General features: G+C 30.4%; 18 protein-coding genes and 1 tRNA gene. 5 read left to right on the forward strand and 14 right to left on the reverse strand.

Annotation, left to right across the window (positions count from 1 at the left end):
* Positions 1 to 1,980, forward strand: coding sequence for an LptF/LptG family permease (locus tag K8Z87_RS06515; protein ID WP_227476676.1), 1,980 nt, complete (start codon positions 1 to 3; stop codon positions 1,978 to 1,980).
* A 30-nt stretch (positions 1,981 to 2,010) separates the two neighbouring features.
* A complete protein-coding gene (gene ribB / locus K8Z87_RS06520; RefSeq protein ID WP_227476677.1) occupies positions 2,011 to 3,159 on the forward strand; it encodes a 3,4-dihydroxy-2-butanone-4-phosphate synthase in 1,149 nt (382 codons plus the stop codon).
* Here ribB and K8Z87_RS06525 read toward each other — a convergent pair.
* From K8Z87_RS06525 to K8Z87_RS06545, 5 genes are all read right to left on the reverse strand, one after another.
* Positions 3,156 to 4,724 (reverse strand): family 16 glycosylhydrolase, encoded by a 1,569-nt coding sequence (locus tag K8Z87_RS06525; protein ID WP_227476678.1) that lies wholly within the window; start codon positions 4,722 to 4,724, stop codon positions 3,156 to 3,158. The two genes, ribB and K8Z87_RS06525, sit on opposite strands and share 4 nt — an antisense overlap.
* Positions 4,725 to 4,811: 87 nt before the next feature.
* The gene (locus K8Z87_RS06530; RefSeq protein WP_227476679.1) at positions 4,812 to 6,005 is read right to left on the reverse strand and encodes a DegT/DnrJ/EryC1/StrS family aminotransferase; all 1,194 of its coding nucleotides are present in this window, start codon (positions 6,003 to 6,005) and stop codon (positions 4,812 to 4,814) included.
* A 66-nt stretch (positions 6,006 to 6,071) separates the two neighbouring features.
* A complete protein-coding gene (locus K8Z87_RS06535) occupies positions 6,072 to 6,701 on the reverse strand; it encodes an NAD(P)H-dependent oxidoreductase (protein WP_227476680.1) in 630 nt (209 codons plus the stop codon).
* A gap of 45 nt (positions 6,702 to 6,746) precedes the next feature.
* Positions 6,747 to 7,349 (reverse strand): hypothetical protein, encoded by a 603-nt coding sequence (locus K8Z87_RS06540; RefSeq protein ID WP_227476681.1) that lies wholly within the window; start codon positions 7,347 to 7,349, stop codon positions 6,747 to 6,749.
* A gap of 226 nt (positions 7,350 to 7,575) precedes the next feature.
* Positions 7,576 to 7,764 carry a hypothetical protein gene (locus tag K8Z87_RS06545; protein ID WP_035325018.1) on the reverse strand — a complete coding sequence of 63 codons (189 nt, stop codon included), beginning with the start codon at positions 7,762 to 7,764 and terminating at the stop codon, positions 7,576 to 7,578.
* A 209-nt stretch (positions 7,765 to 7,973) separates the two neighbouring features.
* Between K8Z87_RS06545 and K8Z87_RS06550 the strand changes: the two genes are divergently transcribed.
* Together K8Z87_RS06550 and K8Z87_RS06555 are read left to right on the forward strand one after the other, a co-directional pair.
* Positions 7,974 to 8,723 (forward strand): hypothetical protein, encoded by a 750-nt coding sequence (locus K8Z87_RS06550; RefSeq protein ID WP_227476682.1) that lies wholly within the window; start codon positions 7,974 to 7,976, stop codon positions 8,721 to 8,723.
* Between the two features lie 398 nt (positions 8,724 to 9,121).
* Positions 9,122 to 10,207: a Fic family protein gene (locus K8Z87_RS06555; protein WP_227476683.1), complete on the forward strand. Its 1,086-nt coding sequence runs from the start codon at positions 9,122 to 9,124 to the stop codon at positions 10,205 to 10,207.
* 645 nt (positions 10,208 to 10,852) lie between these two features.
* Here K8Z87_RS06555 and K8Z87_RS06560 read toward each other — a convergent pair.
* A complete protein-coding gene (locus tag K8Z87_RS06560; RefSeq protein ID WP_227476684.1) occupies positions 10,853 to 11,464 on the reverse strand; it encodes an N-acetyltransferase in 612 nt (203 codons plus the stop codon).
* Between K8Z87_RS06560 and K8Z87_RS06565 the strand changes: the two genes are divergently transcribed.
* Positions 11,439 to 11,702: a hypothetical protein gene (locus tag K8Z87_RS06565; protein WP_227476685.1), complete on the forward strand. Its 264-nt coding sequence runs from the start codon at positions 11,439 to 11,441 to the stop codon at positions 11,700 to 11,702. The genes K8Z87_RS06560 and K8Z87_RS06565 overlap by 26 nt on opposite strands.
* Before the next feature lie 64 nt (positions 11,703 to 11,766).
* Here K8Z87_RS06565 and K8Z87_RS06570 read toward each other — a convergent pair whose 3' ends face one another.
* The 8 genes from K8Z87_RS06570 to K8Z87_RS06605 all read right to left on the reverse strand — a co-directional run bounded on the left by K8Z87_RS06570 (position 11,767) and on the right by K8Z87_RS06605 (position 22,317).
* Entirely contained in the window at positions 11,767 to 13,245 is a 1,479-nt protein-coding gene (locus tag K8Z87_RS06570) for a DUF2779 domain-containing protein (protein ID WP_227476686.1), read from the reverse strand.
* A 7-nt stretch (positions 13,246 to 13,252) separates the two neighbouring features.
* Positions 13,253 to 13,567 carry a hypothetical protein gene (locus K8Z87_RS06575; RefSeq protein ID WP_227476687.1) on the reverse strand — a complete coding sequence of 105 codons (315 nt, stop codon included), beginning with the start codon at positions 13,565 to 13,567 and terminating at the stop codon, positions 13,253 to 13,255.
* A 4-nt stretch (positions 13,568 to 13,571) separates the two neighbouring features.
* Positions 13,572 to 16,535: a type III restriction-modification system endonuclease gene (locus K8Z87_RS06580; protein ID WP_227476688.1), complete on the reverse strand. Its 2,964-nt coding sequence runs from the start codon at positions 16,533 to 16,535 to the stop codon at positions 13,572 to 13,574.
* Positions 16,536 to 16,544: 9 nt separating this feature from the next.
* Positions 16,545 to 18,539: a site-specific DNA-methyltransferase gene (locus K8Z87_RS06585; RefSeq protein WP_227476689.1), complete on the reverse strand. Its 1,995-nt coding sequence runs from the start codon at positions 18,537 to 18,539 to the stop codon at positions 16,545 to 16,547.
* A 131-nt stretch (positions 18,540 to 18,670) separates the two neighbouring features.
* Entirely contained in the window at positions 18,671 to 19,618 is a 948-nt protein-coding gene (locus tag K8Z87_RS06590; RefSeq protein ID WP_227476690.1) for a hypothetical protein, read from the reverse strand.
* A gap of 678 nt (positions 19,619 to 20,296) precedes the next feature.
* The gene (locus K8Z87_RS06595; RefSeq protein WP_227476691.1) at positions 20,297 to 20,560 is read right to left on the reverse strand and encodes a helix-turn-helix domain-containing protein; all 264 of its coding nucleotides are present in this window, start codon (positions 20,558 to 20,560) and stop codon (positions 20,297 to 20,299) included.
* A 183-nt stretch (positions 20,561 to 20,743) separates the two neighbouring features.
* The gene (locus tag K8Z87_RS06600; RefSeq protein WP_227476692.1) at positions 20,744 to 21,994 is read right to left on the reverse strand and encodes a site-specific integrase; all 1,251 of its coding nucleotides are present in this window, start codon (positions 21,992 to 21,994) and stop codon (positions 20,744 to 20,746) included.
* Positions 21,995 to 22,229: 235 nt separating this feature from the next.
* Positions 22,230 to 22,317, reverse strand: a tRNA-Ser gene (locus K8Z87_RS06605).
* Between the last annotated feature and the right edge of the window lie 15 nt (positions 22,318 to 22,332).

Raw genomic sequence — 22,332 nt, forward strand, 5'->3', positions numbered from 1 at the left:
TTGAAAATACTAGATCGATATATACTTGTTACTTACCTAAGAACATTTTTGAGTGTATTTGTTATATTCATGTTCATTTTTGTTTTACAAGGATTTTGGCTATATATATCTGATTTAGCAGGTAAAGATTTAGACATGGTAACTACCATGAAATTTATTGGGTTCTACTCGCCTAAACTTATACCTCTAGTTGTTCCGTTAACTGTATTGCTTTCTTCAATTATGGTTTTTGGAAGCTTTGCCGAAAACTATGAGTTTGCAGCAATGAAGTCTACTGGTATCTCATTACAGCGTGCTATGCGGAGTCTTAGTATTTTTATTATTGCTTTAGGTTTTGGCTGTTTTTTATTCTCTAATAATGTCATTCCGTGGGGAGAATACAATTTTTACAATCTAAGACGAAATATCGCTAAAGTAAAACCAGCTTTAGCTATAGCTGAAGGTCAATTTAACGAAATAGGAGATATTAATATTTGGGTTGAAGAAAAAAGTGGAGATCGTGGACAATTTCTTAAAGATGTGAAAATTCACAAAAAGAAATCATCCGCTTCTGGAAACTATACTATAATAGTGTCTGAAACCGGTGAGTTATTAAGTAGTACAGATTCTAACATATTACAATTAAAACTTAATAATGGCAATTATTATGATGAGTTAATAAATCGTAAAGACCGTAATAACGTAAGAAAAAAACCGCATGCACAAAGTACTTTTGTAGATTATATTGTTAATATAGATTTAGCCAATCTTAACAATGTTGATTTAAATGAAAAGAAAAGTGACAATCGTTTTAGTATGCTCGATGTTAACGAACTAAGCTATACCATAGATAGTTTAAATAAAGAAAGAGAAAAAAAATTCAGCGATTTATCCACGACACTTTATAATCGCTCTACTTTTGATGCACTTAGAGTTGGTATAGAGCCTAGAAAGGATACGCTATTTAATGGTAATGTCATGGATTTGTTTGAAAATAATCAAAAAATTCAAATCCTTAACCTAGCACTTAACACAGCAAATAGCTCTAATGGAATTATAACTACAAATGAAACTTCTATTCAAGGTAGAACGGTGTGGAGAAATAGACATATTATAGCTTTACATGAAAAATACGTTTTAGGTATCGCTTGTATTATTTTATTTTTTGTAGGCGCACCGCTAGGAGCTCTAATTCGTAAAGGAGGTTTAGGGTTGCCTATGGTTCTTGGTGTTTTACTATTTTTAACTTATCACTTTATTGGTTTATTTGCCATAAACAGTGCTAAAGATGGTACATTAAATCCTGTTCTTGGCACATGGCTATCTACCTTAATAATGCTACCTTTAAGTATATATTTAACCTCAAGAGCTACTAAAGATCGTGGTTTGGTTGAGTTAGATGTCATTTTAGTTCCTCTTAAAAAATTATTTAGATCTAAATCTGAATTAAATGATATACGGTCAGTACAATCATATAGTTACTATAATAAACATAGCATAGACGAGCTTATAACAGTAGTAAAAAATCATAATGATTACGATATCGATAAAAAGCCAAAGCAGATAGCCTTACAGCATTTATTTGACCGAAATAAAACTCTTGAAGAATTAAATACTAAAGGTTTAGATGTACCTAATTATTTACATAAGGCTAAGAATATTCTAAAAGATTATATCGATTATTCTACTACCAGTTTAGTTACATATAGCATTGGTACTGTATTATTAGTTTTACACTTTGTATTTAATAACAATAAACTTCCAGAACTTGCAATTACTGTAAAATCTTTAAGTTTTATTGCATTTGGCATCTATATTCTTTATGTTATTGTTTCATCTATATTTTATTCTAGATTCTATAAAACTATTGGTTTATCTAAAAAAAGAATAAACCCTATTCTTATTATATTTAGCCTTCCTTTTTATCCTATCAAGTATTTTATATTTAAAGCCAAAACCAAAGAAGACTTCCATTTAAGTTGTTTAGAAAATATAAAATAAACTTATCTTTGTTGTAATAAATTTATAGTTATGAGCACTAATACTGCACAAATAAAAATCGCTTTAAATACTATTGAAGAAGCTATTGAAGACATTCGTCAAGGTAAGGTGATTATTGTTGTTGATGATGAAGACAGAGAGAATGAAGGAGATTTTTTAGCTGCTGCCGCAATGGTAACTCCAGAAACTATAAATTTTATGGCTACTCATGGTAGAGGTCTTATTTGCGCTCCACTTACAGAACACCGTTGTAAAGCTCTAGAACTTAATATGATGGTTCGTAATAACACAGATCCAATGGAAACAGCTTTTACGGTTTCTGTAGATTTACGAGGTAATGGAGTTACAACTGGGATTTCTGCAAGCGACCGTGCTAAAACAGTAAAAGCACTTATAGATAATGATACAAAACCTTTTGAATTAGCTAGACCAGGACATATTTTTCCTTTAGTAGCCAAAGAAGGCGGTGTATTAAGACGTACAGGACATACAGAAGCTGCTATAGATTTTGCAAGATTAGCAGGTTTTAAACCCGCTGGTGTTATTGTGGAGATCATGAATGACGATGGTACTATGGCACGTTTACCACAACTAATAGACGTAGCCAATAAATTTAATTTAAAAATAGTATCTATAGAAGATTTAGTGGCTTACCGCATGGAACACGATTCTTTAATTGAAAAGAAAGAAGATTTTGATATTGAAACGCGTTTTGGAAACTATAGACTTAGAGCTTATAAACAAACTACAAATAACCAAATTCATATTGCATTAACAAAAGGCAGTTGGAACTCTGGAGATACTGTATTGACAAGAATTAATTCTACTTTAATCAATAACGATATTTTAGGAACTTTAACCAATAATGCAGATAAGAAATTAGATGATATGTTTAATGTGGTTAACAAAGCAGGTAAAGGAGCTATTATCTTTATCAATCAACAAAATCAATCTATGAACCTGCTTAACAGATTATCTATTCTTAAAGAAGCTCAAGAAAAAGGGAAACTTGTTAAAGCACCAAATATTGCTATGGATTCTAAAGATTTTGGTATAGGTGCGCAAATTCTTCATGATTTAAACATTAATAAATTGTCGTTAATTTCTAATAGCGAGCAAACCAAACGTGTTGGTATGATTGGTTATGGTTTAGAAATTATAGATTATGTTAATTATTAATTAATAATTATTCGTTTATTTTCAATTGTATTGCCTGAATATATTTTTAATATATAAGTTCCAGCTTGAAAATTTGAAACATTAAACTCCGTTACGTTTCTAGTTTTTAAAAGCATTTGTTGCCCTAAAATGGAATACAATTCTACTTTATCAATAATTTTATTTGAAGTTATATTAATAATAGAGTTTGCAGGATTTGGATATACCTCAAAATCAGAAATGCCAACCTCTTCTGTACTCAACGTATTATTCTGAAATACACGCACATAATCGATAAGCATTGCGCTTCTATCAAATGAGCTATCAACTGCTCCTGCAAAACCTCCCATAGCTACATTTAGTAAAATGTATTGATCTAAATCAAAAGGCCAAGTATTTGCATCTTGTACAGCTGGATTATACCTATAATATATTTCATCGTCAATTAAAAAGCTAATTTGGTCGGGAGACCAATTAAGAGAATATACATGAAACTCATTAGCGACATCTGCAAGTACTTGTGTCCTTGTGTTAACTGTATTCCCAAAACTAGATGGTGTATGCAATGCTGAACTTACTTCATTAACAGCATGCAAACCATGTTCCATAATATCAATTTCACCAGTTGCAGGCCAATTTGTAGTTCCAAAACCTTGATTATCCCAATAAGCACCATTTTCGTTGATGTTTCTTCCTAACGTCCAAATAGCGGGCCAGGTTCCATTTCCAAATGGTAATTTTGCTCTTACATCTACACGTCCATATGTAAATGCAAATTTAGAATTTAGCCGTGCAGACGTAAACTGAGTCGTTACACCTTGGTCTCTAAAGTTTTCTCTTATAGCTACAATATTTAAAAATCCATCTTCAATAAATGAATTTTCAATTCTATTGGTATAATGTTGTAATTCTCCATTAAACCAACTATTTCCCTGTGGAAATTGGGTTTGATGAAACCAATTATTACTATCAATAGCTCCATTAGCACCGTCAAACTCATCAGACCAAACAAGATCTGTGTATATAACATCTAATTCATTAGGATTTTCGGGTTCTGAGCCGTCATCAATATCATCAATTAAATACGTGCCAGAGCTATTATCATCAATATCTATAAAAATAGTAACTCTACTGTATATACCTTCGGCATTTATAGTAGATCCATTAGAGCTCAATTTAGCATTTGAAAAATCAAAAGTTACCGTAGTCCAATCCGCTGGTGAAATTCCTGGTCTTGTTGTCTCTACTTCTACATCTGGGTTAGTACCATTTTCTAATTTTAAAACAATTTTATGCATATTAGGATCAAATGCATAAAACGATAAAGTTATTGTTTTCTGTACCTCTAAATCGATTGCTCTAGAAAGGTCTAAGAAAAAGCCTTGTGATGTCACAGAACCATCATTAAAGAATTGACCTACAGCATTATTACCATCTGTTGGGTCTAAATTAAAAGCAAAGGAAGAGCCTGAAAAACCTATAAAATCATCATTGGTATCCGAAAAATCTATAGGCATTTGTTGCGCAAAAGATCCTTGAATACTAAGTAATAATAGAATAAAAAAACTAAAATAGGTGTCCCGCATCTTTTTTTACAAAACTACGGGATTACAGTTTTCACATAAAATTATGTACCACTACAAAAACTATACATTGTAAGTAAACACAACATATTAAAGATTAGCTTTAATCAATTCTGCCATTTTGTGAGCACGTGTTTTTACTTCATCTTCTGTCCAAGATAATTTTATTAAACACGAGATGTTTCGAGCTATAAAAGCATCCGATTGCTCATAAGTTTTCTGTTTTAAATAACTTAAACCATCTTTAACTTCTTGAGATATTGGAAATAATGACTTTATCTTTTTAAGATGATCCCATTCTCTTATATAATGCCAATTATTATCGTAATAATGAAAACATGCATCTATACCATTAGTTTTAAATGCTTTTGAAACTCTACGAGCAGATTCTAAATCTGGCAAAAAGAAATTCAAAAACGCACAGCTTTCTACTCCACCTTCTGGGACTGTTCTAAATTCAACTTCTGGAACATCTGAAAGTGCTTCACGTATTATACTAAAATTACGCTTTTGTATGCCTAAAAACTCTGGCAATCGTTTTACTTGTGCTAATCCAACAGCTGCATGTAATTCTGAAATTCTAAAATTATAGCCTAAAAATGGATGTGTTTCAGCTCCTCGGTCGTTCCCTACATGATCATGACCATGATCTGAATAATGATCGGCATTGGTGTAATACGTTTCATTATTAGTAATAACAGCGCCACCTTCACCACAGGTAATGGTTTTAACAAAATCGAAAGAAAAACAACCTAAATCTCCTATACTACCTAAAGGTTTTCCATTATATAAACCACCAATAGCTTGACAAGCATCTTCTATTAAAAGTAAGTTATGTTTATTACAAACATTTTGTAGTGCCACCATGTCTCCCATACTACCACACATTTGCACTACCATTACTGCTTTTGTTTTCTCGGTAATAGCTGACTCAACTGCTTTAGGATCTAAAGCCAATGTACTATCTATATCTACCAATACTGGTATGGCTCCAAGCATCATAATAGCTTCAAAACTTGCTACAAAAGTAAATGTTGGCATAATCACCTCATCTCCTGCTCCAACTCCTGCCGAAGCTAACGCAACAGAAACTGCTGCTGTACCACTAGATACTAATTGTACATATTGACTTTGAAATGTGTTTTTAAGTTTAGACTCTAATGCTTTAGCTTTCCAATGGCCATTTCGCATACCATCAAAACCATAACGCATTAATACTCCGTTATCTAAAACGTCATTAACTTCTTTGCGTTCGTCATCTCCAAACAATTCAAATCCAGGCATAATAAAAAATGATAAGTGTTAAAGGAAAAGCAAATATAATATTTAGAATGTGCAAACCGCAGTAGATTACAATTCAATTACTGTTTTTTCAATAGATTTTCTAACCTTTTTAAAATCTGCAAACATATCATCTTCTGCTCTATAACCAACAGGTAATAATAATACAGGCTTTAGTCCATGAGCTTTAAGGTCTAGCGCTTTATCATAAGCTTCAGAATTAAAGCCTTCCATAGGACAACTATCTATCTTCTCCATAGCACAAACGGTCATTAAATTTCCTAAAGCGATATAAGCTTGGTGTGTTGACCAATTTTCTTTCTTAGACATAGGCATACCTTCTATCGTAGACTTTAATTGATTTTTAAAAGGTTCTAAAATTTCATCTGGTGTCTGTCTAATCGATTTTATGGTTTCAAAATGTTCTTCAACATCGCCTGTATCTATTTCTGTTTGCACACATAAAATTAATAAATGAGAAGCATCTACTACTTGACGTTGATTGTAAGACAACTCAACTAAAGCTTCGCGTTTTTCTTTATCTTTAATAACGACCAACTTTAACGTTTGTAAGCCATAAGATACTGCTGTGAGGTTAAATGCTTCTTTTAAAATCTGTAATTGTTTTTTTGACAGAGTTTTATTAGCATCAAACTTTTTTGTAGCATAGCGCCATTTTAAGTTTTCAATGATATTCATTGTGTTCTTTTTTGCAAAAATACGGAATGTGATTTCTATATCGTATTATAAAAATCCTTTTTGAGCACGTATTGGAGTATTACCCCATAAACTTACAATTAGCTTAATATCTAAAGGTAAAAAACTAGAAGACCCATCTGGATTAAAATTTTCGGGACAAAAAAGAACGCTCTCTTTTACCCAACAGGTTTTTTTAGAACTAGATACAATTTTAATATTGCCCATTTTAAATTGCTCTTGTATAAACTTTAGATCTAAAACCACCCATTTTATAAAACCTGAAAGTGTGTGTCTTTGGTCTTTAAACTTTTTTCCATTAGTAATACCATACACCAAATAATCTGCTTGAATTTTATAATACTCAGATTCTATACGATCTGCATACTTATTTGTTGCTCTTCGGTAACGCAATGTTGCATCATTATACTTCTGGTAATAATTATCTCTAAAACGTTCTTGGACTTTAATATCATTGCCTGAGTATTTATCTGTCAACACATAATCAATTCCGTCATTAATATCTATTTGTTGAAGCTTTTCTGCATCTATAGATTTAACCATCCAACCTAAATTATTATAAATTATAGGTATAGCCAATTCATCATGTACGTAATTGGTAAAATTTCTATCAGATTTGTAGTGCGGCAAAGTATAATAATTAATAAACGCACTTTAAAGATAGTAATAAATAAAATTTACGTTCTCAATCTTAGTTGAAATAAAAATGCTTACCAAAAAAGGTAAGCATTTTTTTGCGGAGAAAGAGGTAAGTGAACCTCTTTCGTAGTGCCTTTATTTATTACTATTTCAGTCCTGTACCATTGTTGGGTCACCTAATAGGTCACCTTTATACCTTGTAGTAAAGATAAGGAATTTACTTGATTAATCCTTGTACTTTACTGATTTCAAAGCCCATAAAGTCGCAAAATTCATCGATAGTAACTAACTGATGAGCTTCTTTGTTAAGGCGTTCTTTAATCGCTTTGATTATTGTTCTGCCATAACGCTCACTCTTTCCTGTTACTACCTGCACGTCTTTAGGGTAAATACAGATTCTACTCATTCACTTTAAATTTAAAATTAATACTCTAACTATACTTTATCTATACCGTTGCTATAAAGCACTTATATACAATATACGACTAATATCCCATTGAAAAAACTAACTAAAACGGAAGTTTTGGCAACTTATAAACACTACGGAAGCACTCTAATACATTGACAGTCAATAGCTCGTATATTTGATATTCATCATCAAAAAATGTATTAGTTATGGCAAAATTAAAAGGTATTATTAAGTTAGAGGGAACATTAGACAATCTAACTTTTTACAAAGCAAAAGAGGGTTATTTAGTAAAAACTAAAGGCGGTGTTTCTAAAGAGCGTATTCAAAATGACCCAGCGTTTGAACGTACTCGTGAAAACGGTTCAGAATTTGGAAGTTCTGCATCTTCTGGTAAGTTATTGAGAACATCTGTAAGAAACTTAATGATTAGAGCAAAAGACAATCGAGTTTCAAGTCGTGTTACTCAAAAAATGACACAAATTAAAAACTTCGATACAACATCTGTAAGAGGACAAAGAAATGTAGCTACAGGATTAGCAACACCAGAAGGTAAAGCCACATTAAAAGGCTTGGATTTTAATAATAGAGCCATTTTAAGTGCTGTTTTATTCGCTCCTTTTACTGTAGATGGTGCAACAGGTGAAATTACGATTCCAAATTTAACTCCTGCGAATGATATTGCTTATCCAAGTGGCGCAACACACGTAAGTTTAAGTTCAGCATTTCTAAAAGTTGACTTTGATACAACAGATAACGCCATCGAATACAGTCCAACTGTAAATATTCCGATTGATTCAACCTCTGCAACGCAAACACTAACTCCTGCAGGTGTTCCAACAGGCACAGGAAACGATATTTTCGTTTTATTGGTTGAGTTCTTCCAAGAGATTAACGGTGTTCAATATCCGCTTAAAAATGGCGCATATAACGTTTTAAATATCGTAGAAGTAGCATAAAAGTTTCATTCTGACCTTTGAAGCTGAAAGAGTCCTATAATTTTTATTGTAGGGCTTTTTCTTTTGCCATAATTTTTTTGAAGAAAAGAAAAAAGATAGCCAATGTTAAAGGTAGCGTGGATGATGCTGTCAAGGTTTTTGGGTAAAAGTTTTTTACTCTAAAATCTTGAAACCTATTACGATTGCTTCTTAAAAAAGTTTTATTCAAAACCCGTAGGGCTTGACCTTTACAGTATTGAGCGTTGGCTGAAGCGAGCTACCTATATTTGCTAACTTTTTTATTTTATTCTTATCTATTTAACGAGAGTAATAATTACCCTTATTGTTTAAACAAAGGTAAATTTTTAGTATATTTACCCTCGTTAAGACAACGCAAGTAATATTTACCCTTGTTTAAAATGGCGAAATTTAATAGAAATACACCTTATAACAGCCTACCGCTATTACCACCTAAAACAACTTTAGAAACCACTAAAGTGTTACGCAAGACTATTGATGCCAGTAGAGCATTAGCACAACTTAATGGTATGCTTACCAATTTACCAAACCCAACATTGTTTTTAGATACTATTCATTTACAAGAGGCTAAAGCAAGTTCTGAAATAGAAAACATAATAACTACTAATGACGATTTGTATAAATCTTTAGTAGCAGATAAAAAATTTGATAACCCAGCAACAAAAGAAGTTATAAGTTATAAGGAAGCCCTTTGGAATGGCTTACAGGAAATTGAAACACGTCCATTTATAAGTACAAACCTATGCGTTGAAATTGTACAAAGCATTAAAAAAAATACCGCAGGTATCAGAACAACGCCTGGAACTGCTTTAAAAAATGCTAATGGCGAAACGATTTACACACCACCAACAGGTGAAGCTGTGATAAGAGAAAAGATGGCTAATCTTGAAACCTTTATAAATGGTGAAGATGCTGTAGACCCATTAATTAAAATGGCATTAATGCACTATCAATTTGAAGCGATACATCCTTTTAGTGATGGTAATGGTAGAACAGGACGTATTTTGTTATTACTCTATTTAAAACTTGAAAAATTATTAGATACTCCAGCTATCTATTTAAGTGAATATATCATTAAAAATAAGGCTGATTACTATACTAAATTACGTGAAGTAACCGAAAATAACGATTGGGAAGGCTGGATACTCTATATGCTTGAAATGGTAGAATATACTGCAAACAAAGGATTGCAACGTTTAAAAGATGTTACCGATTTAATGGAACAAATGACCGAAGAAATTAGAGAGACTTTACCTAAAGTATATACTAAAGAATTGGTTGAAATACTATTTAGATTACCTTATACGAAACGACAGTTTTTAATAGATGCCAAATTAGGTACACCAAAAACAGTTGGTAATTATTTAATGGAATTAGAAGAAGCTGGGTTTTTAATTTCTGAAAAGGTTGGTAAAGAAAAACTATACCTCAATCACAGATTAATGACTGTGTTAGAAGCATCCTAATTACTTGGTTAACGAAATGAAACATCAACTAATTAATCTCAATCGTGTAACTAAATGATGATATTGATGTTCAATGTAAACTATAACAAACAATAAATACTACACATTAAACAAACAAAGATTTGAGGTAAGGAATACTTGGATATTTCGACTGCGCTCAATACAGGCTTTAACGATGATTTTGTGCAGTTGAATGAGGTAACGTCATTTCCTTTGAAGTTCCAATGTGAGCGTTGGATAAGCGGATATTTAGCTCGTGTCTTTTCTATTTTAAATTAATGTACTCGTGAATATCCACAAGTTTAATTTTAGTTAAAATTTGTGCGGTTGCTGTGTGGATATTTTACATAATACCAGTTATAGCTACGAAAATATAAGAATACTGCGTTAGCAAACCCTTGAAAGGATTTTTGCTACTATAACTTGTATTATGTAACATAGCTTGGGTGAGTTTAGGGTTTTATGATAGAATAATAACAGAATAGCTTATTGCAGTTTGGTTTGATTTTATGAAAACCAAAGCTGTAATATGCTATTACCTTAAAGACAAAAAAACGCTAAACTTGTTAGGTGAGCGGAACAACACAAAAGACAGAGGATTTTGAGGTACGAAAAAACTGGGTTTTGGGTTGTGGGGACTTGTTATTACTCTTTTGCCAATACAATTAAATCAAAAAACATAAGTCTTGTTGTAAGTTCAGCTTCAGAAGGTAATCCTGTAAACTCTTTTTCCTGTTCTTCTGTACTAAATAAAGGGATAAATTCATTTCTTGTATAATACTTCAGAGGACCAATTTCATTATAAGAATCAACTACAATAAATCTACAACCTGTTTTATTAGCACCATCTATAAACCAAGATTTAATAAAATCCATTAATTGTTTACCAGTTCTTTCTTCTTCACCCTCAATATTTCTGTAATCTTTATGAACACCTAACCTACCAATTAATACAGCAGGATAACTACGCATATGTTTTGGTCTTGGTATTTCTTTAATTACTTTCTTTTTTCTTGAATTTGGTAAATGAGTGGTTTTAATACTATCATTAGAAATAGTAAAAGCACAAACAATAATAGTAGGGTCTTCATCTAAAGTAAAACAATACGTCTTACCTAAAAGTTCAGAAGAATAATTATCTACATCATTTGTAAAAAAATCATTTAAATCTTGATGGTCGCAATCAAACGGATTACAACTATCTATTAATTCTTGATTATAAAGTTTAAGTGTGCAGTTATCAAGTAGAAAACCCAAAGCAACAAATTATAATTTTGCTTTAGCTAAAATCTTTGATGCAATAGAAGATTGTTTAGAAAAATCAATAGAAGATTTCTTTGCAGAATTTTCAGCTACTTTAGAAGTAAAGTTAACTGCTGCCTTATCTTTTAATACTGGTATTGATTTAATTGCTATTGCCATTATGCTTAAATATAGTGCAAAATTATATAATTTATTTGTTTTAAAACAATATTTATACCAAAAACTATATTAGTAACTTAATTAAGTTCTTTATTATAAGTATTATAACGAGTTACTTTGTTACTTATTTTAAGTCTTTATTTAATAGTTTCTTTTAACACCTGGTATATCTTAACCATTGCCAAAGTATCTAACTCGCAATAGTCTAAAAGATTTTTTCTTGTTGCTTCTATATCTTCATTAAAATTTGGGTCTAAAACCATTCTGCCCCAAGTATCTAATGCCATAGTACCATTATTAACATCTAAATCTGAATAGCTTATATCTGGACATAAAACTGGCAATACTTTTTTAATGGAACTTGAACCGTGAAAACGATAGTCTATGTAGTCTTTTTTGAAAATCGTCTCTAAATCAAACGTATGCTCATTAATGTAAGTTAGATAATTGGTAAACTGTGGCAACCATTCTATTAAGTCTTTATTTCTTCCTATTTCAAAACTTGCGTGCCACGATACAAATGTTCCTGTGCTTCCTGTAAAGTCTTGCATTGCTTGTAACATACCTATTGGCATCTGCATTGTATCTAATAAATATTCAAAATGCGTTAGCGTATTGTCTTCTGTTAGTGTGTGAATAGATACTTGAAAGGTTAAATGTTTATGTGGACTTAAACCATCTAATCTTGGGATAGCACTTGCATAGGTTTCATAATCTATAAAATGTAATGGAAACTTTAATTTATCTAACTCTCTTTTGATATTAGACTGATTGATTATAGGTTGCTCTTGTTTTACAGATGCTACTTGGGTTTGCTGATTTACATTTAACTCAAAATCTAAAGGAATATCAATAATAGCTAATTGCTCATTATCTGCTAATAAACCTACTTTTTTTGCTGAAATACGACCTATTTCATAAATACTATATTCTGGTATAGTTGTATTAAAATAGTTAAAAGCATCACAATGATTAGAACGTGTTTTATAGATACAAGAGCATTCTGTTTCATTAATAATTTCTTTATTAATAAAATTAGAACCTGCGTTTATTTGATTAACTACACTTGAATATATGCTGTCTACTGCTTCTGTAACCTCTGTAATTTCTAATAATTCATTGGCTACGATAGCACCTTGTTTAATATATTCTTTATTTAAATGAATAATAGAAACTTTAGAAACTACGTAACCACATTCTGTTAGTACATATTTCTGAAAACAGGCATCTTCTATCTGTCTGTGCTTTCTATCTTTTTTTATTGAGGTAGATGATTTTACTTCATAGATATGCCACTTTCCATCTGTTAAACGTTCTAATATATCTATACGTGCAAATATGTCTTTAGTTGTATTGAATGATGGTTGAAAGTAAACACTATGCGCATTTGTTAATGCGTTTTGAGTTGCTGTAGGACTGCCATATTCTGGTAAGTCTAAACCATTTGGAAATAATTGTTTTGCATAGGCTTCAACCTCATAACCCTCTTTAATTAATTTCTCTGCAAATAAAGAAAACTCACCTTTAGGATATATCTGTGGTTTATTTTTTAATAACCATATAGATTCAGGACAATCTAAATAATACTTAAAATCTGTTTTGGTGAGTTGGTGCATTTAAGAACTATTGAATTATAAAAAGAGAGTTTTTCTTTTTTCGGTAAATTGGCGGATAAACTTCAAATAAATCTTTTCTAAAAACACCATCTGAATCAAATGCAATTGCCAAAAGTGGTTTTACAGTTTGAGTTTCATCATCAAAATCAGCCAAATAGACAAGAATATCATCCGAATCATCTAACACTTCTTCTTTTATAGCAAATTGAAATATCTTTTTATTATTAGGTATCTCAAACTCATCTCTATTAATTATAACATTAAATACATTTGGTACATTTTCTAATATGACACCTAACTCTTCAATTGTTTTTGTTTCCATAATACTATTTATTAACTAACACCTCATCAATTATCTGTTTAATCTTTTTATTTCTTATCTGTTCTTCAAATTTTACAGTATAACCATCAATTGTTAATTGATTAAAGAACTCTTTTGCACAATTAATTTTAGCATCTTCAATTGCACGAAGTGTTGATTGATTATCTACATCTTTAGTTTCAACGATAATATTTAAAGTTTTATCACCATTTACCTTTTTTACTACATACATAAAATCAGGACTGTATGATTGTCCTGTAATGGTTGGTATTGCCAAACTACTTCGTGGTATTTTACCATAAACAATAACTTCAGATATATCTGCTAAAATATTATCCTTTTCTAATGGTGAGTCATAAGTATAGGCATCATATAAGTATTTATTTGTTGGTGTACCTTCAACAAATTTAGTGCCTATTCTACCTTGTGTAATCTCTTTTTTAGGACTGCCATTTGCATAAGTAAGCGCAGTAGATTTTAAACTTAATGAGGATTTTTTATATGTAAAATGTCCTTCTAAATTCTGTATTTTCCAATCACTAAATTTTGATACAAAATTAGCAACACTAAACTCGTTAATTTTAATCTCTGTATCCGTATTATTCTCACTAAAACTAATTAGAGCTTCATTTATTCGTTTTATTGGAAGATTAGTTTGTCTGTTAATGCGTTTTAAAAAATCACTATAAGGTATTGTTTTATCTATTGTATATTGAACGCCTCCACTCTCATAAGCACCCATAATATTGTCATCAGTAGTAGCAACAATTTGTCTTTTACTTGATAGAACAACGTCTGTAAATACATCATCTTCAAATATTGCTACTAATTGATTTTTTAGATACTCTTCTTTTTCTAAATTATCATAATAGATAACATATTTTTGGTTTATAGCTTCCCATAATTCTTTTAATTCAGAATATGCTGAAGCTCTTATTTTAATTTTCCTATCCGTTTTTTTATTTCTATCAGTAACTTTATTATCATTTAAACCAATACTAAAGTCTGGATATTCTTCAAAAAACTTACCTGTATTTTCAATTACTATGTTATACTTTCTATCAATATATTTTTTAGTTAGTAATTCTATAAATAAATCATCTGGTTCAATAGATAACTTTTTAGCAACTTCATTTAGTTTTTCTTCTGTAATAACAAAACCTTTTGGCAAATCATCATTTATTTCTTTAACTAACTTTTCTGCAAAATCGGCCTCTGTAAAATCAATGATGTAGTTAAGTTTAAATTCTTCATTGGATATTCTATTACCATTTTCATCAACAGGCAAGCGTAATCCTCTACCAACCTCTTGTAACTTACTGTTTTCACTACCACTTGAACGTAATTTAGTAATGGTAAAAACATTAGGATTATCCCAACCCTCTTTTAAAGTCCATTTAGAAAATAAAAAACGTCGTGGGTTTATTTCTCCTTCATTAGTTCTAATTGATAACAAACTTTTTTTATCGTGTAATATTTCTTTAACTTCCTTTGCAATATCATCATCTGAATCACTATTATCTTGAGAGAAATAACCTGCGTGACAATTAGAAATATCTTGTTTAGAGGCTTCTAAATACTTTATATACTCTTTATCATTAGTTTTAGATAATGTTGGAAGTACTTCATCAATTTTTTCTAATAATAATCTTTCAAAGGTGTTCTTTAAATATGCCTCTTTATCTGAATTGTCTTTTTTACGATATGAATAAATATCATCTATAAAAAATAAGGCAAGTGTTTTAATTTTAAATCTTCTATCAAAATTTATACGTTCTGTTTCAAAATGGCGTTCTATAGCCAATTTTAGCATTTGCTCTTGGTAGGATGATGAATAAATATCTGTGCTAAATTCTTCACCTTGATATTTGGTTTGACCATTAGATAATTCAAAATAATTATTACCTATTGCATCAATTGTAATGCCTTCAAATTGTTCTGAAACAATAGATAATGAATCGCCTTTAGAAAGTAAAAAAGATTTATTTGAACTGTCCCTTTTTATGTAATTGAACTTTACAGAAGTCTTACTCTCAATATTCATTATTTTCACCTTATCTTCTCTTTTTGATAAGGGCTCAAAATGTTCTTTTGCTATTCCTTTTATTAAATTTTGATTAAAAGAATCGCAAGCATTTAAGTCATAAACTAAATTTTGATAATCCTTTAATGTCTTTTTGTTCTTACCTCTTCCAATTGTTTTCGATGGAAATGTAGCACCATATCTAATGATACATTGTGGCTGTATTTGTTCTGTAATGAAATTAAATGCTTTTTGTTGTTTAGAAAAACGATGTGGCTCATCAATAATTACAAAAGGCAATGTTGCTTTAATGGCATCTACTGGTTTAAAAAAATCTTCTACTCCAGAATCATAGTCGTTTTTGGTTAATATTTTACTATTGGTAAGTAATGCCATATTAGTAAGCATTACTTGTATTTTATTAGTATTTTGACTTGAACCAGACACAAATTCTCTAACAACACTCGGAAAATATTGCTTTCCCTTTTTCTTTTTAACTGACTCTAATACTTGCAAGTCAATTTCAGCATTATAACCACAAACATCCTTAAAGTGTTTTTTTACATAAGGGTCACTTAAAAATTGTTTAGCACCCGCCTTAATAGGTAATGTAGGAACAACAACTATAAACTTATTTATTTTATAGCGTTTATGTAATTCAAAAATAGTAGAGGTATAAACATACGTTTTACCTGTACCTGTTTCCATTTTAATATCTAAATTCAGGTAATTACCTATTGTATTTAAACCTGTATATTCTGGATGTATTTTATTTGAAGTTTGAACCTCTTTAATTTGTTCTAATAATACATCTTTATCCAACTCTAAAAGTGGATTTGTATAAAACAATTTATTAGACAGAAAGCTATTTGGTTTAAATACATTACTAATAGCATTAACACCTTTGGCTTGATGTGGCAGACCGTTTTTTAATATTAACTCCATACTTAAAATCTAATATCTTACGTTGATGTTAATTTTTAAATTCTTATCGCTATCATTTAGAATTTTCAAGTTCTTTTCTAACATTTCTGTTACAGACCATTCATTAAAACTATAACCAAATAGTATAATGTTTTCTGGATTGAAGTCACCTTTAGATTCATACAACTCAAATAAAGCCATTACAGTATCTTGGGTAAAGTCTGGATTTATTAAATACAAGTGTTTATTACAGTAGTATGCAGTATATCCCTTTAAATTTAGTTCTCCATATTTAGCATTTAGCCCATAACCATCATAGTTAAGCCAGGTAGTTAAAACAGTATTTGCCCCAAAATCATCTAAAATACTACCATCAGCTATTAATGCTGTTTTGTCAAAACTCTCGCATTTATCTAATGTATTTTGGTTAGGTTCATTTAAAATATAGTGTTTAAAACCATAGTCAATATCAGCTTTTGATTCTTTCTTTATTTTTGTAGAAGCCCTTATTATTCGTTCTATACCAATATAATCTAATGTAGAAGGACGATTTATTGATTTTAAAAATTCTAAAATTTGTTTTAATTGTTTTTTATTATCTGCAGTTGCTTTTAAATAGCTATCCTCCAAGTTTTCAGGTAATTGAACAGAAATAACTTTTCTCTTACCATTGTCTTTTGAATTAAGTTCAATTACAGCATTTGCTGTTGATGCTGAACCAGAGAAAAAGTCCAAGATAAAATCATCTTTTTCAACATTAAAATTTATTAAATATTCAATTAAACTTGTAGGCTTCGAAAAACTAAAAGGACTAAAGCCAAAAAGTGATTTTAAATCAGAACTTGCATTTTCATTTGTACCAACGCCTTGCTCCTTTTTATTTATTGATGGGGTTATTATTTTGTCTTTAATAAAATTCGTAGGTCTTTTGTAACCCTCTTTAGTGTTAATAAACCTAACTGAAATAATTTCAGATTTTACAATAAAACTTGTACCCAAATTTAGCTCATCTTCTAAATTAGATGAATTCCATTTAAAAGGCCCTTCTAATATTACATCTTTATCAGGAATACCATTTGTTATTTTTATTTCATTAATTAAAGAAACTCTATCTGGTTTATAAGGTTTGTAAACACCATCAGGAAATGCTTTAGGGTTAAAGTAAATCTTATCTTTAGGAAACGTTAGTTGTTTTATTGAATTACCTGTATTTAAAAGGGGTTGGTCACCACCATCTAATTTTTCACCATTATACTTAAAACTACTCCTATATCTTTCATAACAAAGAACATACTCATTAGTTTTTCTTGATTTCGTTGATAATGATGGCGGTGTAGAGGTTTTATTCCAAAGAAACATTTCAATAAAATTCTCTTCTCCAAAAATATCATCACATAGTAGTTTTAAATTTGATTGTTCATTATTATCAATAGAAATAAAAATTACACCATCATCAGTAAGCAAATCTTTAGCTAACTGTAAACGAGGATACATAAATAGTAACCAAGCAGAATGCGATGCTGAATCACTTTTTGTAAGTTCTAAAATACGTTGTGCTTCATCTTCATCAACACTTAATTTATGTTGTAAATCTTCTGAAGTAAAGTTAAAACTATCATTATATACAAAACCATCACTACCTGTATTGTAAGGTGGGTCTATATAAATACATTTTACCGCATTTGCATAAGATTTTAATAAATGCTTCAAACCATCTAAATTATCACCGCTTATGTAGATGTTTTCACTATCCTTATTTTCTGGTAACTCATTATGCTCTTTATTAGGCGTAATTACAGTAGTAGTATCTAAAGATGCTAATAATTTTGCATAGCTTTTACCTAAAAATTTTAATTCATAACCTTCTTTGGTTATATCTACCTTTTCATTTATTTCTTCTTTAAAACGCTCTATATCAAAAGAACCATCTCCTTTAAAGCAAGAAGGAAAGTGTTCTTTTAAAAAAGCTATTTCTTTATGACAAATTGTTACTTCTTCGTTTTTTGATTCTATATCTTTAATCATTTATGTATTGAAACGGTATTAATTATTATGCTATTACAAACCCTAAAAATATAAATCTTTTTTGTGGTAATTAGGAATATTTCCAAGTAAATATTTAAAGTCAATAATGCATTGGGTTTATAAGGTTATAGTTAATGTTTTTCATAGCCATAATGAATATTGTAATAATCTAAATAATTGTCTATTATTTCATACTCTTCATTTTTAAAGGCAAAAAAGTACGGTAATATCTTGCTTATAGTTACTTGTTCTTTAAGTACTTGGTCTATATATGGTAAAAAGGCATTAGTAATTTCTAATTCAGTCTTTACTTTTAGAGATTTTTTAACCTGTTCTTTTAACCTCTTTGTAACAACTAATTTACTTTCGCTTTTACCTCTTTTTTGAGAATCACTTTTATTATGCATTTGTATTCTTGATTTATATAGCCTTTGTAGCTCATCAATTAAATGGTCTACATAGTCATTTTCATCAACAATTTTTTGTTCAATGTATTTTAGTTTATTAACTCCTATTGAATCGAATGTAAAAAACTTATTTAAAGACGGTTTGTTTTCTTCTTCAAAATACTTTTCGAGATATTCGCAAAGAAATTCAATTTCATAATTTTTTAAAGCACGGAATAAATCAATGTCATTAAATTTCAGCGCCGTTGGTGAAATATTTTTTTGATATTTAAGAGAAGATAAATAATCATTAAAAAAAGAGAGAACATCTTCCCCTTCAGATTCGTTGTTATATTTTTCTTTTTTATTTATTTCTTCATTATTATTCTTTATATTATTCTTTTGTAGGTAGTTGTCAACTAAAGGAATAAAGAAATCAGACAAATGTTTACTAAAATCGGAAGATAGTTGACCGTTATTAGACAACTGATATATTTTAGGTATTAAATCGACTATTTTCGGGTAGTGAACAGTAAAAAACTTTACTCTTGGCATCCCTTTAATTTCTGTTGATATAATACCAAGGTCTGTAAATCTTCTAATTATAGAATTTAAAGAGTGCTTTTTAATGCCTGTTTCTTGTCTGATAGTTTCTGAACTATGATAGAACTCTTTTTGTTTTTTAAAAGCCATTCCTTTAACTACTATATACTCGAAAAAAACAACCTCTTCACAATTGAAGAAGTCGTAATTGTATCGGTTTAGTTTTAATATGTTAATTGCTAAAGGATGCTTATCCTTCTTTTTTAATTTCTGCATCTGACCTACTGAATTATTTTTATTATTACTGCTTACTCACATTATGATTTTTTTATACGCTACCTCAATATGCACATATTATATACCAACGTCCACGAGCCAATTGACACATCTGAATATTAATATAGATGACTTATACCCATAAAAACCCTTATACCTATGCATATATTTATTATAGTAGATAAATATCACTTTTTCTACTAAAAATATAACACAAATAAGCAAGAGGGTCGCACAAACCGCTCGTTTTAGCACTCGTTTTTCCGCTATGCATCGGCGTTAGCTATCGACAAAACTCATAATGAGTAAATACATGCATTTTTTGGCGTGGGTTGACGGTTTTTGTGGCGGATGCTCTCTCGTAATTTTGCTTCTGCGAAAATTGAGGTGTATTAGCATCGGCAATCATTGCCCACTTTCACTAACTTCGAGTACTGTACTACAAACCAGCAGTTGCATCTCGCCTCATGCTGTAAGTTCGTATGTCGTTTGAGTTAAGGTCTAACCATTAAAAACACCTTTGTTTGTTCAAGACAATATTTTGGGCAGTTATTATGCGCTTTTATTTTGGATTAAAATTCCGATTACATCATCATACTCATAGTACATCGTTTTACCCATTTTGGTATAAGGTAATGTTCCGTTGATTCGTAAGTTCTGCAACGTGCCTGCTGAAATATTTAATAGTTCACGCACGTCTGCTGATTTTAACCACTTTTTTTGCTCGTTTTGGCTTCCTAAAATTGTCTTAAATTCTGTAATGATTTCCTGTTTTAGAGTCTTTAAATCATCCTTTGTAATTACTTCAAATGTCATTCTATATAAAAAATATTAATAGGTATTAACTACCTGATTTCTAACATACAATATACGCCAAAATCACTTTTTTTAAATGAAAAGTTATTGACAGTTATTAACGAAATAGGTGAACTTTTTAACAAGAAACTATATGTATTACAGGCAGTTTCACGTATAAATCTCTGTTTTTAGATTAAATTGTTATTGGGCTATTTTATTGGTATTTGGTCGAGTGTTTTTATCTACAAACTTTTGTTTTAAAATTGCCATATCATCGCTTACTTTTCTATCCAATATTTTAGCATAATGCTGTGTCGTTTTTAGTGATTTATGACCTAACATTTTACTTACGGATTCCATTGGCACACCATTAGACAATGTTACAGTAGTTGCAAACGTATGACGAGCTAAATGGGTGGTTAAGTTTTTATTGATACCACACAAGTCTGCTATCTCTTTTAAATAAGCATTAGACTTTTGATTGCTCAAAACAGGAAGTAATACATCTTTTGTAACAGCTTCTGGATGATTCTCGTATTTTTTTATAATCTCTAATGCGGTTGGAAGTAGTGGAATATTACTGCGTGTATCGGTTTTAGTACGCTTTGTCTTTATCCACTTATCGCCATCAATACCAAATACCAAATTGTCTTTTGATAGCTTCTTAACGTCGCTATATGCTAAACCTGTAAAACAACAGAATATAAAAATATCTCTTACTTGCTCTAAACGATTGGTATGTAATTCTTTTTCGAGCATTGTTTGTATTTCTTCTTCAGAAAGGAATTGGCGTTCTACTTCTTTTAAACGCACTTTATAATTTAGAAATGGGTCTTTTTTAATCCAATCATTGGCTATTGCAAGACGTACTATTTTTTTAAAATTCTTGATGTACTTGATTGTACTGTTATGTCCGCAGTTTCTAACGGTTTTTAAATAGAACTCAAAATCTGTAATATACTTGTGGTCTATTCTGTTTACAGGAATATCACTTACTTTATACTGATTTTGCATAAACTCTTGCAGATGCTTACATACTGTTTTATAACGCTCTAAAGTTCCTGCCGAAAACTCTCGACCCACTAATTTTTCAACTTGCTTGTTGTGATTTTTAAAGATGGTTATGAGTGTTCGTTGTTTTTCCTCAACGCCTAAAAACTTGTTTTTAAGGGTTTCGGTTGTAACCTCTTTATTATCTTGAATTAAGTCTCTTTGGCTTTGATATACTTTTGTAGTAAGTGAATCTAAATAGGCATTTAGTTCTCGTATATCTTCTGTTCTTCCAATAGCTTTATTGGCTTCAACGCTCCATTTCTCAATCTCAATGGTGCGTTTTGTACTAATCTCTGTACGCTTACCATCTATGGTAATACGTAGGTAAATAGGGCATTTGCCCTGTGCATCTACTTTACTCTTTTTTAAGTAGAATAATAATCCAAATGTTTTGTTCATTCTGGTGACCTTTAATTATACATTAATTTACAAAAAACTGAGGTCTTTTAATTGATTTATCTTACTGATTTATAAACAGTTATAAACAATTAGGTGACCTAATTAAGGTTATAAAAAGGTCACCTAATAGGTCACCAACAGAATGCTTTTTAATAGATATTTTACTATTTTGTAGAAACTAAAAAGTCCCGTAAACATTGAGTTTACAGGACTTTCGTCGATTTTGAATAAATCTTGGCGGAGAAAGAGGGATTCGAACCCCCGGAGGTGTGACCCTCAACAGTTTTCAAGACTGCCGCATTCGACCACTCTGCCATTTCTCCTTGAGTGCCGTATCA

It is taken from the genome of Winogradskyella immobilis (assembly GCF_021887715.1).
GTDB classification, from domain to species: Bacteria; Bacteroidota; Bacteroidia; order Flavobacteriales; family Flavobacteriaceae; genus Winogradskyella; species Winogradskyella immobilis.

Bases quoted from the DNA above. Each gene is read 5' to 3' on its own strand.
- ribB (WP_227476677.1), top strand. From the start codon at position 2,011: ATGAGCACTAATACTGCACAAATAAAAATCGCTTTAAATACTATTGAA.
- K8Z87_RS06525 (WP_227476678.1), bottom strand. From the start codon at position 4,724: ATGCGGGACACCTATTTTAGTTTTTTTATTCTATTATTACTTAGTATT.
- K8Z87_RS06530 (WP_227476679.1), bottom strand. From the start codon at position 6,005: ATGCCTGGATTTGAATTGTTTGGAGATGACGAACGCAAAGAAGTTAAT.
- K8Z87_RS06535 (WP_227476680.1), bottom strand. From the start codon at position 6,701: ATGAATATCATTGAAAACTTAAAATGGCGCTATGCTACAAAAAAGTTT.
- K8Z87_RS06545 (WP_035325018.1), bottom strand. From the start codon at position 7,764: ATGAGTAGAATCTGTATTTACCCTAAAGACGTGCAGGTAGTAACAGGA.
- K8Z87_RS06550 (WP_227476682.1), top strand. From the start codon at position 7,974: ATGGCAAAATTAAAAGGTATTATTAAGTTAGAGGGAACATTAGACAAT.
- K8Z87_RS06555 (WP_227476683.1), top strand. From the start codon at position 9,122: ATGGCGAAATTTAATAGAAATACACCTTATAACAGCCTACCGCTATTA.
- K8Z87_RS06570 (WP_227476686.1), bottom strand. From the start codon at position 13,245: ATGCACCAACTCACCAAAACAGATTTTAAGTATTATTTAGATTGTCCT.
- K8Z87_RS06575 (WP_227476687.1), bottom strand. From the start codon at position 13,567: ATGGAAACAAAAACAATTGAAGAGTTAGGTGTCATATTAGAAAATGTA.
- K8Z87_RS06580 (WP_227476688.1), bottom strand. From the start codon at position 16,535: ATGGAGTTAATATTAAAAAACGGTCTGCCACATCAAGCCAAAGGTGTT.
- K8Z87_RS06585 (WP_227476689.1), bottom strand. From the start codon at position 18,539: ATGATTAAAGATATAGAATCAAAAAACGAAGAAGTAACAATTTGTCAT.
- K8Z87_RS06590 (WP_227476690.1), bottom strand. From the start codon at position 19,618: ATGGCTTTTAAAAAACAAAAAGAGTTCTATCATAGTTCAGAAACTATC.
- K8Z87_RS06595 (WP_227476691.1), bottom strand. From the start codon at position 20,560: ATGACATTTGAAGTAATTACAAAGGATGATTTAAAGACTCTAAAACAG.
- K8Z87_RS06600 (WP_227476692.1), bottom strand. From the start codon at position 21,994: ATGAACAAAACATTTGGATTATTATTCTACTTAAAAAAGAGTAAAGTA.